16 protein-coding genes and 2 tRNA genes are annotated in these 12,928 nt (G+C 66.1%); 7 read left to right on the top strand and 11 right to left on the bottom strand.

What is annotated here, in order from left to right; genetic code table 11:
- Positions 1-138: 138 nt before the first annotated feature.
- From R9B84_RS08005 to ssuD, 8 genes are all read right to left on the bottom strand, one after another.
- Positions 139-214: transfer RNA gene (locus tag R9B84_RS08005), tRNA-His, on the bottom strand.
- 56 nt (positions 215-270) lie between these two features.
- The gene (dusA, locus tag R9B84_RS08000; protein ID WP_423759878.1) at positions 271-1,257 is read right to left on the bottom strand and encodes a tRNA dihydrouridine(20/20a) synthase DusA; all 987 of its coding nucleotides are present in this window, start codon (positions 1,255-1,257) and stop codon (positions 271-273) included.
- Between the two features lie 130 nt (positions 1,258-1,387).
- On the bottom strand, positions 1,388-1,636 hold the full coding sequence (locus tag R9B84_RS07995) for a hypothetical protein (RefSeq protein ID WP_423759877.1): 249 nt from the start codon (positions 1,634-1,636) through the stop codon (positions 1,388-1,390).
- A gap of 55 nt (positions 1,637-1,691) precedes the next feature.
- Entirely contained in the window at positions 1,692-1,889 is a 198-nt protein-coding gene (locus tag R9B84_RS07990; protein WP_423759876.1) for a hypothetical protein, read from the bottom strand.
- A 141-nt stretch (positions 1,890-2,030) separates the two neighbouring features.
- Positions 2,031-2,246, bottom strand: coding sequence for a TOBE domain-containing protein (locus tag R9B84_RS07985; RefSeq protein ID WP_006400187.1), 216 nt, complete (start codon positions 2,244-2,246; stop codon positions 2,031-2,033).
- Positions 2,247-2,302: 56 nt separating this feature from the next.
- Complete coding sequence (locus R9B84_RS07980; protein WP_423759875.1) at positions 2,303-3,262, bottom strand: ATP-binding cassette domain-containing protein; 960 nt, start codon at positions 3,260-3,262, stop codon at positions 2,303-2,305.
- Positions 3,259-4,071 (bottom strand): aliphatic sulfonate ABC transporter permease SsuC, encoded by an 813-nt coding sequence (ssuC, locus tag R9B84_RS07975; protein WP_049036196.1) that lies wholly within the window; start codon positions 4,069-4,071, stop codon positions 3,259-3,261. The genes R9B84_RS07980 and ssuC overlap by 4 nt, the downstream gene beginning before the upstream one ends.
- A gap of 17 nt (positions 4,072-4,088) precedes the next feature.
- Positions 4,089-5,246 (bottom strand): FMNH2-dependent alkanesulfonate monooxygenase, encoded by a 1,158-nt coding sequence (gene ssuD, locus R9B84_RS07970; protein WP_423759874.1) that lies wholly within the window; start codon positions 5,244-5,246, stop codon positions 4,089-4,091.
- A gap of 341 nt (positions 5,247-5,587) precedes the next feature.
- Between ssuD and R9B84_RS07965 the strand changes: the two genes are divergently transcribed.
- The gene (locus tag R9B84_RS07965; protein WP_423759873.1) at positions 5,588-6,016 is read left to right on the top strand and encodes a hypothetical protein; all 429 of its coding nucleotides are present in this window, start codon (positions 5,588-5,590) and stop codon (positions 6,014-6,016) included.
- A gap of 110 nt (positions 6,017-6,126) precedes the next feature.
- On the opposite strand, the gene R9B84_RS07960 is transcribed toward R9B84_RS07965, so the two are convergent.
- From R9B84_RS07960 to R9B84_RS07950, 3 genes are read right to left on the bottom strand one after another with little or no spacing between them, the layout of a single operon-like run.
- Positions 6,127-7,281, bottom strand: a complete 1,155-nt coding sequence (locus R9B84_RS07960; protein WP_423759872.1) for an enoyl-CoA hydratase/isomerase family protein — start codon at positions 7,279-7,281, stop codon at positions 6,127-6,129.
- 31 nt (positions 7,282-7,312) lie between these two features.
- On the bottom strand, positions 7,313-7,651 hold the full coding sequence (locus tag R9B84_RS07955) for a DMT family transporter (protein WP_006758010.1): 339 nt from the start codon (positions 7,649-7,651) through the stop codon (positions 7,313-7,315).
- Between the two features lie 3 nt (positions 7,652-7,654).
- Positions 7,655-8,152, bottom strand: coding sequence for a heme-degrading domain-containing protein (locus R9B84_RS07950; RefSeq protein WP_034184078.1), 498 nt, complete (start codon positions 8,150-8,152; stop codon positions 7,655-7,657).
- A gap of 197 nt (positions 8,153-8,349) precedes the next feature.
- On the opposite strand from R9B84_RS07950, the gene R9B84_RS07945 reads away from it, so the two are divergent.
- The 6 genes from R9B84_RS07945 (at position 8,350) to R9B84_RS07920 (ending at position 12,829) form a co-directional block, all read left to right on the top strand.
- Positions 8,350-8,426: transfer RNA gene (locus R9B84_RS07945), tRNA-Met, on the top strand.
- A 183-nt stretch (positions 8,427-8,609) separates the two neighbouring features.
- Positions 8,610-9,155 (top strand): NUDIX hydrolase, encoded by a 546-nt coding sequence (locus tag R9B84_RS07940; protein WP_021161562.1) that lies wholly within the window; start codon positions 8,610-8,612, stop codon positions 9,153-9,155.
- Between the two features lie 10 nt (positions 9,156-9,165).
- On the top strand, positions 9,166-9,930 hold the full coding sequence (aat, locus tag R9B84_RS07935; RefSeq protein WP_423759871.1) for a leucyl/phenylalanyl-tRNA--protein transferase: 765 nt from the start codon (positions 9,166-9,168) through the stop codon (positions 9,928-9,930).
- Between the two features lie 33 nt (positions 9,931-9,963).
- The gene (locus tag R9B84_RS07930; protein WP_423759870.1) at positions 9,964-10,794 is read left to right on the top strand and encodes an arginyltransferase; all 831 of its coding nucleotides are present in this window, start codon (positions 9,964-9,966) and stop codon (positions 10,792-10,794) included.
- A 98-nt stretch (positions 10,795-10,892) separates the two neighbouring features.
- Positions 10,893-11,930 carry a quinone-dependent dihydroorotate dehydrogenase gene (locus tag R9B84_RS07925; protein WP_423759869.1) on the top strand — a complete coding sequence of 346 codons (1,038 nt, stop codon included), beginning with the start codon at positions 10,893-10,895 and terminating at the stop codon, positions 11,928-11,930.
- 104 nt (positions 11,931-12,034) lie between these two features.
- On the top strand, positions 12,035-12,829 hold the full coding sequence (locus R9B84_RS07920) for a cystine ABC transporter substrate-binding protein (RefSeq protein ID WP_423759868.1): 795 nt from the start codon (positions 12,035-12,037) through the stop codon (positions 12,827-12,829).
- Positions 12,830-12,928 lie beyond the last annotated feature (99 nt).

Raw genomic sequence — 12,928 nt, 5'->3', positions numbered from 1 at the left:
CGAAAAGAAGCGGTGCTATACGCGCTATACAGCCCGTCGTCGAAGAGGCTTTGACGAAAACCGGCTACACGATGTGTTATACGGACGCCAGAAAGCAAAAAGCCCGGTTCGATGAACCGGGCTTTTTGCTTGAATTTTTGGGGTGGCTGATGGGACTCGAACCCACGACGACAGGAATCACAATCCTGGACTCTACCAACTGAGCTACAGCCACCACTGATACTGCTTTCTGCTCTTCGCTGTTTTTGTTTCAGCAGCGAAGAAGCAAGATTATACGAAGTCTTTTGAATCTTGCAAAGCCTTTTTTTCAAAAAATTCTTCGGCTTCGTTCAGATGCGCACGCGCCTCGTCGAACACGGCCAGATCGCCGCGCGCGAGCTTCTTGTTGTCGGACAGCACGCGACGCCAGCCGCGTGCACCGGGCATGCCGCGATACAGCCCGAGCGCATGCCGCACGATCGCACCGAGGTAGGTCCCGCGCTTCAGCTCAGCCGCGCAGTATTCGATCAGTTGCGCTTCCGCTTCTTCACGCGTCGGCACCGCGCCCGTCGATCCGTAGAAGCGCGCATCGACCTCCGCGAGCACGTACGGGTTGTGATACGCCTCGCGGCCGAGCATCACGCCATCGACATGCTCGAGATGCTGCGCAACCTCGTCCAGCGTCGTGATGCCGCCGTTGATGACGATCTCCAGCGACGGAAAATCGCGCTTCAACTGATACGCATAGTCGTACTTGAGCGGCGGAATCTCGCGATTCTCCTTCGGCGACAGTCCCTTCAGGATCGCATTGCGGGCATGCACGACGAACGTTTCGCAGCCGGCCTCGGCCACCGTGCCGACGAAGTCGCGCACGAACGCGTAGTCTTCCACTGCATCGACACCGATCCGGTGCTTTACCGTGACCGGCACCGACACCGCATCGCGCATCGCCTTCACGCAGTCGGCAACGAGCTGCGGCTCGTTCATCAGGCACGCGCCGAACGCGCCGCGCTGCACACGCTCGGACGGACATCCACAGTTCAGGTTGATCTCGTCGTAGCCCCACTGCTCGCCGAGCTTCGCGGCACGCGCGAGATCGTCGCGTTCGCTGCCGCCAAGCTGCAGCGCGACCGGCGATTCGTTCGGCGTGAACGCGAGATGCCGCTGGGCATCGCCGAACAGTAGCGCACCCGTCGTGATCATCTCCGTATACAGCCACGTATCGCGCGTCAGCGTTCTGTGGAACGACCGGCAATGGCGGTCGGTCCAGTCGAGCATGGGCGCGACGGATACGCGGCGGGGAGGAAGCGAGGACGGTACGGGCATGGAATTCGGGCAACAGGCCAGTCGGCGCGGAAACAACCGAACATTTTACCGCAACATGGGCCATACCTGCCCGGCGCCTGCGCTAGTCGCCCTCACCCAACTCCGCATCGACCGCCCGCCGCGCCTCGTCGAACACACGCTCGATCACGCGCCGTTCGGTCAGCAGCAGCCCGTCGACCTTGACGAGCCGCCAGTCGATCCGCACCGCATCGCCCTGCAGCACGCGGTAGTGCGCATGCTCGCCGTCCCAGACCTGCTCGGTCTTCACCTCGATCTCGAAGCCGCGGTACGGCTCGCTGAAATCGCCGAGGTCGCTGCCTCTCGGTTCCATCGCACGCTCCGTGGCGACGCGGCGCCAGGCCGCCCGTGCAGCCGGCGCCGTGCGCTCAATCGTATTCGTCGGATAAAAAGGATTTGCCATCGGCAGTCAGGTCGACCCGGTCGGCCGCCGCCTGATAGATCAGCCCCTCGTTCAGCAACGCATAGACGACGTCGTCGAACGCAGCGGGAACCGGCCGGCTGTCGCCGAACTGGTCGATCCACTTCAGCGCCTCGATGGCTTCGGGGGAAAGGATGGGGGTCATGCGTTGGCCTCCGGCATCGGTATCGTTCCATCCTAACACTTCATCCGGGCGTCGAATACCGAGGCAAACGCGGTGCGGGAATGCCGGACGACGCCGACGGGCAGGCTGCCCGCCGGCGCCGTACTGGCGCAGGAAGCGCGGTCAGAGACGCGCGATCGATACTTCGGTCGACTTCACGAGCGCGACGACTTCCGCACCGACCTTCAGCTCGAGTTCGTCGACCGAGCGGGTCGTGATCACCGACGTGACGATGCCGAACGGCGTCTCGACGTCGACCTCGGACACCACCGGCCCGCGAATGATCTCCTTCACCTTGCCCTTGAACTGGTTACGCACGTTGATTGCAGTGATGCTCATCGGGTTGATCGCTCCGAAGAAAAAAGTCTCAGAACGGGCGGCCGGAGCCGCCCGGATTAAACGGCCCAGCGGATCTGCCCGACCGGTCGAACGTTGTCTGCTTCATGCACCGCGCCCTGTTCTGCCGCGCCAGGCCCGCCGGCGAGCACGCGCTTCAGCACGCGATCTTCCAGCGCCGCAAACGCCGCCGATGCGCGGGCGCGCGGCCGGTCGAGCGGTACGGCCTGGTCGAGCGCCACGCGCCCCTGCTCGATGAGCAGGATGCGGTCGCCGAGCGCGACAGCCTCCTGCACGTCGTGCGTGACGAGCAGCGCGGTGAACCGATGCTCGCGCCACAACCGCTCGATCAGCGCATGCATCTCGATGCGGGTCAGCGCGTCGAGCGCGCCGAGCGGCTCGTCGAGCAGCAGCAGTTGCGGCCGGTGCACGAGCGCGCGCGCCAGTGACACACGCTGCCGCTGGCCGCCCGACAGTTGCGCGGGCCAGTCGTTCGCCCGCTCCAGCAGGCCGACTTCGTCGAGCACCGCACGTGCGTCGTCGCGCGCGCCGCGCCCGAGGCCGAGCATCACGTTCTGCAGCACGGTTTTCCACGGCAGCAGGCGTGCATCCTGGAACATGATCCGCGTATCGAGCGCGCCGCCGCCCTCGCCGCGCGTCACGAGCGCGCCGCTGCTCGGCTGCTCGAGTCCCGCGACGAGCCGCAGCAGCGTCGACTTGCCGCAACCGCTGCGGCCGACGATCGCGACGAAGCTGCCGCGCGCGATGCCGAGTTCGACGTTGTCGAGCACCGTGCGCGCGCCGAAGCGCTTGCTGACGCCCGACAGCGTCACCGCGTCGTCGGGTGCCGGGCTTCCCGCGCGCCGCCGCGCGAGCGGAACGACGGATGCGCTGCCGTCACGATCGAGAATCGCCGCGTCTCGCGCGTCGCCGTCCGCGACGCGCGCCTGCGCGAGCTCGACCTCGAGGTCTGCGCCGGCGAGCGGGCCGTAGGCGGCCGCCGAAGTCGTCGCATTCATGCCTTTGCTCCTGATTGGTAAGCGGGGTGCCAGCGCAGCGTCACGCGCTCGAGCCATTTCGCCAGCACATCCGCCAGCTTGCCGAGCACCGCGTACAGCAGGATGCCGACCACCACCACATCGGTTTGCAGGAATTCACGCGCGTTCATCGTCATGTAGCCGATGCCCGACTGCGCGGAGATGGTTTCCGCGACGATCAGCATCACCCACATCAGCCCGAGCGCGAAACGCACGCCGACGAGGATCGACGGCAACGCACCGGGCAGAATCACGTCGCGGTACAGCGCGAAGCCGCGCACGCCGTAACTCTTCGCCATCTCGATCAGGTTCGCGTCGACCGAGCGGATCCCGTGATACGTGTTGATGTAGACCGGGAAGAACACCCCGAGCGCGACGAGGAACAGCTTCGCCTTCTCGTCGATGCCGAACCACAGGATCACGAGCGGAATCATCGCAAGCGCCGGGATGTTGCGGATCATCTGGATCGTCGAATCGAGCGCGACCTCGGCGGCCTTCGACAGACCGGTCGCAAGCCCCAGTGCGAGACCGACGCCGCCGCCGATTGCAAAACCGAACAGCGCGCGCCACGTGCTCACCTTCACGTTCGCCCACATTTCGCCCGACGTCACGAGCGACCACGCCGCCCGCACGACCGCAACCGGCTCAGGCAGCACGCGGGTCGACAGCCAGCCGGTCCGCGCGCCGACTTCCCACGCGACCAGCAGTGCAAGCGGCACGAGCCACGGCGCGACGCCGCGCCATGCGCGGGCGGCCACGACGGCACCCGTCGTCGACGTTTTCGTTGTCATAGCAGGCCTCCGTTCGCTCAGCTCTGGCTTGCCTTCGGCAGATAGCTGTTGCCGACGATCTCGCCGAACGGCCCCGACAGCGGGCCGGCCGGCCGCTCCGCGCCCTTGCCCTTGATCAGCGGGAACACGAGTTCGGCGAAGCGATACGACTCCTCGAGGTGCGGGTAGCCGGACAGGATGAACGTCTCGATGCCGAGATCCGCGTATTCGCGCATGCGTTCGGCGACCTGCTCGGGATTGCCGACGAGTGCCGTGCCCGCGCCGCCGCGCACGAGGCCGACGCCGGCCCACAGGTTCGGATACACCTCGAGCGCCTCGCGGCCGCCGCGCTTGCCGCCGTGCAGCGCGGCCATCCGACGCTGGCCTTCGGAATCCATGTTCGCGAATGCCTTCTGCGCACGAGCGATCGTCTCGTCGTCGAGGCGGCTGATCAGGCGCTCGGCGTCACGCCATGCTTCGTCCTCGGTCTCGCGCACGATCACGTGCAGTCGAATGCCGAATTTGATCTTGCGGCCGCGCGCCTCCGCGCGGGCGCGGATGTCGGCGATCTTCTTCGCGACGGCCTCGGGCGGCTCGCCCCAGGTCAGATAGGTATCGATGTGATCGGCTGCGATCTCGTGCGCGGCCGGCGACGAGCCGCCGAACCACAGCGGCGGATGCGGGCGCTGCACGGGCGGATAAAGCGCCTTGCCGCCCTTCGACTGCAAATGCTTGCCGATGTAGTCGAAGCCGCCGTTGTCGTGCGACGCGGCAAGCAGCCCGCGCCAGATGTTCAGGAAGTCGTCGGTGATCTCGTATCGCGTATCGTGATCGGCGAACAGGCCGTCGCCTTCGAGTTCGGCCGCATCGCCGCCCGTCACGACGTTGATCAGCAGGCGGCCGCCCGACAGGCGGTCGAACGTCGCGGCCATGCGCGCCGACAACCCCGGCGACGCGATGCCGGGACGGATTGCAACCAGGAACTTCAGGCGCTGCGTTGCCGGAATGAGGCTCGACGCAACGACCCACGCATCTTCGCAGGAACGGCCGGTCGGCAGCAGCACGCCTTCGTACCCAAGCGTGTCGGCCGCGACGGCGACCTGCTTGAAATAGTCGTAACCCGCGGCGCGCGCGCCTTCGGCCGTGCCGAGGTAGCGGCTGTCGCCATGCGTGGGGATAAACCAGAACACATTCATCTGCTGCTCCTGCTTGACTGTTCTTGCCGAAATTTGGGAAAAACCTCGCGCTGCTCGCGTCGCGGATGAGCGGCGCATGCATGGTGTGCGTTCGAATCGGGATGGTTCGCCGGTCAGGCCGTGCGGCGGGCGAATACGCGATTGCACGGCTGTTTCTGGGAAATCAGTCTAGGGATCGGTGCAAGGCTTTGGAACGATTTTTTTGAGCTTAGGTTTTCCGCTTTCGTGATTAGCACGACGCTGGAGCGAATATCGCGGCGGCCGGGCCCTATAATGACGCACCTATCCGAATAACTCCGCGCGTACGGCCCCGGCCGGGCGCGCCTGCGGTGCACTCATCGATGCAGAAAGTCATCCTGCCGTTCCTGTCCGGCTTCCTTGCCGCCCTGTTCTTTCGCGAGGCCACGCTCGCACTCCTTCACACAGCGGACCTGATCGCCGCGGCCGGCTTCTCGACGCAGCCGTTCGCGCCGCTCGGCATTCCTGAATTTGTCGCGAACGCGCTGATCAGCGCGTGCTGCGCGATCCCGATGGCATGGCTGTTGCGCGTGTCGCCGGAACGCGAAGCGTCGTGGATCGGCGCACTCATGTTCGGCGGCATCGTGCTGACTGCAGCACGCGTGTTCGCGATCGATCCGCTGCGCGGCATCTGGCCGTCGGGCAACATGATGCCCGTGCTCGCGGCCGGCTTCGCAGCGAATGCGGTGTGGGGCTTCGGCGCACTCGTGTTCATGCGCGCGTTCATGTCGGACGACGCGTGCGACGCGTAACACCGGAACGGGCTCGGCGCCCTTCGAACGCAGGCCGATCGACATCCATAAACGAAAAGGCCGCCTGCATGTGTGCAGGCGGCCTTTTTCGTTTCTGTCTCGCGCTTTGGTCAGTCCTTCAGGCGCCGCAGCGGATGCGTGTCGGGCGTCCACGGGCTGTCGAACATCGCGAGCACGTCTGCGCGATCGATGTCGGCGGCCGACCTGAAGCGCCAGACCGGCTGTTGATCCTTGTCGACGATCAGCGCACGCACGCCTTCGATCACGTCGCCGCGCGCGAACGTCGAGCGCGTGAGATCGAGATCGCGTCGCAGGCAATCGGCCATCGTCGCGCCGCGTGCGCGTTCGACGACCTCGAGCGACACGGCCATCGACAGCGGCGACAGTTGGCCGCGCATCGCGTGGGTCGCCTTCTCGATCCATCCGTCGACGGCCGCGCAATCCGGCTCGGCATCGAGCGATGCGAGGATCGCGTTGATGTCGGGCTGCGCGAAATGCCGGTCGATCCCGGCGCGCGCATCGGCCAGCGCCGACGTGTCCGGTGTCGGCACGACCTTGTGCGCGGCAGCCGCATCGGCCACGCAGGCGACGGCCTGCGCACCGCTGTCGATGCGCGCGCTGCGCAGCGTGTCGAGCAGCGCCGGCAGCGCGGCATCGGGCAGATAGACATCGGCGAGCTGCGCGTACAGCGCACCGGCCGCATCGAGCGTCGCACCCGTCACGGCGAGATAGCGGCCGAGCGCGCCGGGCGTGCGCGCGAGAAACCAGCTCATCCCGACGTCCGGGAACAGACCGATGCGCGTTTCGGGCATCGCCATCTTCGTCGAATCGGTCACGACGCGCAGGCCGCCCGTATGCCGCGCTGCCTGCGAAATACCCATGCCGCCGCCCATCACGACGCCGTGCATCAGCGCGATATAAGGCTTCGGAAACGTGAAGATCGCATGGTTCAGCGTGTATTCGTCGATGAAGAACGTGTCGACCGCATCGCGGTCGCCGCGCTGCCACGCCTCGTGGAAGAAGCGCACGTCGCCGCCCGCGCAGAAAGCGCGCGGGTGCGGACTGTGCACGACGACCGCGACGACCTCCGGATCGTCGCGCCACGCGTCGAGCGCCTGGTGCATCAGCCGGATCATGCCGACCGACAACGCGTTCAGCGCCTTCGGCCGGTTCAGTTCGAGAAAGCCGATGCGGTTCGCGACATAGGCGCGCACGTCGGGCTGGGCGGATTCGGCGGAGACGGCAGCGGAAGTGGAATCGGTCATGAGGGCCATCCGGCAAATGGCAGTCGCACGTTCAGTGCGCCTGCATCTTCGAGAACAGGTTCAGCACCACGACGCCCGCGACGATCAACCCGAGGCCGATCACTGCCGGTACGTCCGGCACCTGGCGATAGAGCAGCATCGCGACGAGCGTGATCAGCACGATGCCGGCGCCCGACCAGACTGCATAGATGATGCCGACGGGCATCGTGCGCAGCGTCAGCGACAGGCAGTAGAACGCGATGCCGTAACCGGCGACGACGAGCGCCGACGGCCAGAAGCGCGTGAAGCCGTCCGCCGCGCGCAGCGCGGACGTGCCGATCACTTCCGCGACGATCGCGATCGCGAGCCAGGCGTATCCGGGAAGCTGCATCGCTCAGCTCCTCGCGAGGGCCAGCACGGCGTAGTCCTGGCCGAGCTCGGCACACAGCGCCTCGACGACGAATTCGTGGTCCGCGCGCTGCGGCAGCCCCGACGCGGTGATCGAGCCGATCACGCCGGCGCCCGCGACGGTCAGCGGAAACGAACCTCCATGCGGCGAATATTCGGCGATCGGCAACCCGTGCTTGTCCGCCAGCGTGGCGCCGGCCTGCTGCATGCGCAGCCCGATCGCATACGAGCTGCGCCGGAAATGCGCGACGACGTTGCGCTTGCGGCGCACCCAGTCGGCGTTGTCGGGCGTCGCACCGGCGAGCGCCGCGTAGAACAGCGGCTGGCCGAACGTGACGATGTCGATCGCGATGGCATGGCCGCGCGACGTCGCGAGCGCATGCATCCGGTTGCCGAGCGCCCACGCGCGTGCCGGGTCGAAATGGGGAAACACGAGCGCCTGTTCCTGCGCGCCGATCGATTGAAGATCGTGAGCGATGTCCATGAATCCGTCGATGCAATAAGGTGAGTTGCAACGGTGCCGATGCGATCGCGCACGGCGCTGCTGCCGAAGAGACGAAACAAACCGCTCGATTCTAGCGCACGCACCCACCGTGCCGTCCCCACGAGACGCGACACGCGATTGTCAGAAAGTGCTTGCACGCGATCGGGGAACTCCTTATAATTCATTTCTTCGACGGACGCGGGGTGGAGCAGTCTGGCAGCTCGTCGGGCTCATAACCCGAAGGTCGTAGGTTCAAATCCTACCCCCGCAACCAACCCGTCCAGATTCATGCAAAAAGCCCGGTCTCGTACCGGGCTTTTTGTTTTTCCGCACCCGATCCCCGCCCCTTCTTCGCGCACGCACGCCGCTTCGCGCGGCACGCCGCCCGCATGCGCAGGCGTTCAAGAATGCCGCGCCCCGGTGATACACTCGCATCACCTCGTCCCTTCCACTCGACATGAAATTCTGCTCCGTCTGCGGTCACGAAGTCATCGCGCGCATTCCTCCCGGCGACAACCGCGAGCGATTCGTCTGCGATCACTGCGGCACGATCCATTACCAGAATCCGCGCAACGTCGTCGGCACGGTCCCGGTCTGGGGCGATCAGATCCTGCTGTGCCGCCGCGCGATCGAACCGCGCTACGGGTTCTGGACGCTGCCCGCGGGCTTCATGGAAATGGGCGAGACGACGGCCGAAGCCGCCGCGCGCGAAACGCTCGAGGAAGCCGGCGCGCGCGTCGAGGTGCAGAACCTGTTCACGCTGCTCAACGTGCCGCACGTGCATCAGGTCCACCTGTTCTACCTCGCGCGGCTCACCGATCCGGGTTTCGAAGCCGGCGAGGAAAGCCTCGAGGTGAAGCTGTTCGACGAGGCCGACATTCCGTGGGACGAAATCGCGTTCCCGACCGTCAGCCAGACCCTGCGATTCTTCTTCGCCGATCGCGCCGCGGGCGACTACGGCGTGCACACCGGCGATATCTTCCGCTCGCTGCGCAACGGCTGAGCCCGCCCCCATGGTCCCCTGGCTCGGCCCGGACGAACCGTTTCCGCCCATCGAACGCGCGCTCGGTCCCGCGACCGGCGCGCCCGGGCTGCTCGCCGCGAGCGCCGACCTGCTGCCGTCGCGCCTCATCGACGCATACCTGCGCGGCATCTTCCCGTGGTATTCGGACGGCCAGCCGGTGCTGTGGTGGAGCCCCGACCCGCGCATGATCCTCGTGCCGACCGAATTCAAAGTGTCGCCGTCGCTGCGCAAGACGCTGAAGCGCGTGCTGCGCGACCCTGCATGGGAAGTGCGCGTCGATCACGACTTCGCGGGCGTGATGCGCGCCTGCGCGCAGGCGCCGCGCCGCGGGCAGCGCGGCACGTGGATCACGGCCGAGATCATCGACGCCTATACCACGCTCTACCGCTCCGGCAACGCACACAGCATCGAGACGTGGCACGACGGGCGCCGTGTCGGCGGCCTGTACGGCGTGTCGTTCGGGCGGATGTTTTTCGGCGAGTCGATGTATGCGGATGCCACCGACGCATCGAAAATCGCGCTGGCCACGCTCGTCGCCCACCTTCGCGACCAGGGGCTGGAGATGATAGACTGCCAGCAGAATACGTCGCATCTAGCGTCGCTCGGCGGCCGCGAGATCGCACGCAAGGCCTTTGTCGCTCACGTGCGCAGCGCGGTAGCCGAACCGCCGATTCCGTGGCAGTTCGACAAGCGCGTGCTCGCCGCGCTGACGGGCCCCGCCGAAACGGCGGCGCCCTCCGGGATCGAGCGCTAGCGCGGCACTCCTTCCCTGCATCGAGAGCTGCCCATGACTCACCCGACTGAGCTGCCGCTTTCACCGCTTTCGGCGCTGCAATTCTATGCAACGGCGCCCTATCCGTGCAGCTATCTGGACGGCCGTATCGCGCGCTCGCAAGTCGCGACACCGAGCCACCTGATCAACTCCGACATCTACACCGAACTCGTGAAGGCCGGCTTCCGCCGCTCGGGCGTCTTCACGTATCGCCCGTACTGCGACGGCTGCCGCGCCTGCGTGCCGGTGCGCGTGCCTATCGACGCGTTCGTGCCGTCGCGTACGCAGCGCAGGATGTGGAAGCGGCACCGCGCGCTCGTCGCAACGGTCTCGCCGCTGCACTACGACGAAGAGCACTACGCGCTGTACATGCGCTACCAGTCCGCGCGCCACGCGGGCGGCGGAATGGATCGCGACAGCCGCGACCAGTACGAGCAGTTCCTGCTGCAGAGCCGGATCAACTCGCGCCTCGTCGAATTCCGCGATCTCGACGCGCCGGGCGGCGAGCCCGGCAAGCTGCGCATGGTCAGCATGATCGACATCCTCGGCGACGGGCTGTCGTCGGTCTATACATTCTTCGAGCCCGACGACCGGCACACGAGCTACGGCACCTACAACATCCTGTGGCAGATCGAGCAGGCCAAGAGTCTCGGGCTGCCGTACGTGTACCTCGGCTACTGGATCCGCGAGAGCCCGAAGATGGCGTACAAGGCGAACTTCCATCCGCTCGAGGGGTTGATCGACGGGCGCTGGAAGATACTCGATCCGGATCGGGTCGACCTGCCGCCCGTTGACGCGGCGCTGGCCCGCGCGCCGTTGCCGGGCGGGCATTCCGGCTCGGGCTGACGTGCGCCGCGGGGGCGACGAAGCAAAGCACGCCCCTGCCGCGCAACTCCCGGTAAAATAGCGGGTTGTCATTCATTCCGGCTGTCCGCCCAATTCCCGTGTTCAGTTCCCTTTATCCGCTGGCCCGCGCATCCCTGTTCAAGATGGATGCGGAAGACGCTCACCACCTCACGCTGCGCGCGCTCGGCGCGGCCGGCCGCACCGGCCTCGCCTGCGCGCTGTCGGCCCGCGTGCCCGACGCGCCGCGCACCGTGATGGGGCTCACGTTCCGCAACCCGGTCGGCCTCGCGGCCGGCCTCGACAAGGACGGCGCGGCCATCGACGGCCTCGCGGCGCTCGGTTTCGGCTTCATCGAGGTCGGCACGGTCACGCCGCGCGCGCAGCCCGGCAACCCGCGCCCGCGGATGTTCCGCCTGCCGCAGGCCGAAGCGCTGATCAACCGGATGGGCTTCAACAACCACGGCGTCGACCAGTTCGTGAAGAACGTCCAGGCCGCCCGCTATCGCGGCATCCTCGGCCTGAACATCGGCAAGAATGCCGATACGCCGATCGAGCGCGCCGCCGAGGACTACCTGTACTGCCTCGAGCGCGTGTATCCGTTCGCGAGCTACGTGACGATCAACATCTCGTCGCCGAACACGAAGAACCTGCGCCAGCTGCAGGGCGCGGGCGAGCTCGACGCACTGCTCGCCGCGCTGAAGGACAAGCAGCAGCGTCTCGCCGACCTGCACGGCAAGCTCGTGCCGCTCGCGCTGAAGATCGCACCCGATCTCGACGACGAACAGGTCAAGGAAATCGGCGACACGCTGCTGCGCCACAAGATCGAAGCGGTGATCGCCACCAACACGACGCTCTCGCGCGCGGCCGTCCAGGGCTTGCCGCATGCGGACGAAGCCGGCGGCCTGTCGGGTCGCCCGGTGTTCGACGCGTCGAACGAAGTGATCCGCAAGCTGCACGCCGAAGTCGGCAGCGAAGTGCCGATCATCGGCGTCGGCGGCATTTTCTCGGGCGAGGACGCCCGGGCGAAGCTCGCGGCCGGTGCGTCGCTGGTCCAGCTTTATACGGGCTTCATCTACCGCGGCCCCGCGCTCGTCTCGGAATGCGTGAAGGCGATCGCCCGCGAGCGCACCGCATAAGTAATATAGGCATAAACAAACGATATTTATCGATCGATTGCGTTTTTGCTATCATCGGTCGCACTATCAGAATCATTGACCCGGACAGGGCAAGGAAACACACGATGAAATTTTCGCTGCTGAAGAAGCTGCTGGTTGCCGGCCTGATCGGCACGTCGTTCGCCGCCGCCACCGCGCATGCGGCCGACCTCCTCGAGCAGGTGAAGCAACGCGGCACGCTGCGGGTCGGTCTCGAAGGTACGTTCCCGCCGTTCAACTCGAAGAACCCGCAAGGCGAACTTGTCGGCTTCGACGTCGACATCGCGAAGGCCGTCGCAGCGAAGCTCGGCGTGAAAGCCGAGTTCGTGACGACCGAATGGAGCGGCATCATCGCGGGCCTGCAGGCCGGCAAGTTCGACGTGATCGCCAACCAGGTCGGCATCACCGACAAGCGCAAGGAAACGCTCGACTTCTCGCCGGCATACACGTACTCGTCCGCGCAACTGATCCAGCGCAAGGACGACTCGCGTGACTTCAAGTCGCTGGACGACCTGAAGGGCAAGAAGCTCGGCGTCGCGCTCGGCACGAACTACATGGACATGGCGAAATCGGTGCCCGGCATCGACGTGAAGACGTACCCGGGTGCGCCCGAGTACCTGCGCGATCTCGCGGCCGGCCGTCTCGACGCAGCGCTCAACGATCGCCTGATGCTCGCGTACCTGACGAAGAATTCGCAGCTGCCGCTGCGCCCGGGCGCGAACGTCGGTTCGGCGAACCCGTCGGGCATCCCGTTCAAGAAGGGCAACCCGAAGTTCCAGAAGGCGATCGACGACGCGATGGCGCAACTCGCGGCCGACGGCACGTTCACGAAGATCTCGGACAAATGGTTCGGCATCGACGTCACGAAACCGATCAAGTAAGCACGCCTGCATTTCCCGCCTGACGGCGGGCCGGACAGGGCGGCATCCGCAACGATGCCGCCCTTTGTTTTATTCGTCCGGTTTATGATTGCGCTTTCG

Source organism: Burkholderia sp. NLJ2 (assembly GCF_049487195.1).
Classification (GTDB): Bacteria; Pseudomonadota; Gammaproteobacteria; order Burkholderiales; family Burkholderiaceae; genus Burkholderia; species Burkholderia pyrrocinia.
Note: the sequence above shows the minus strand (reverse complement) of the source record. Positions and strands in the feature narration are given on the sequence as shown.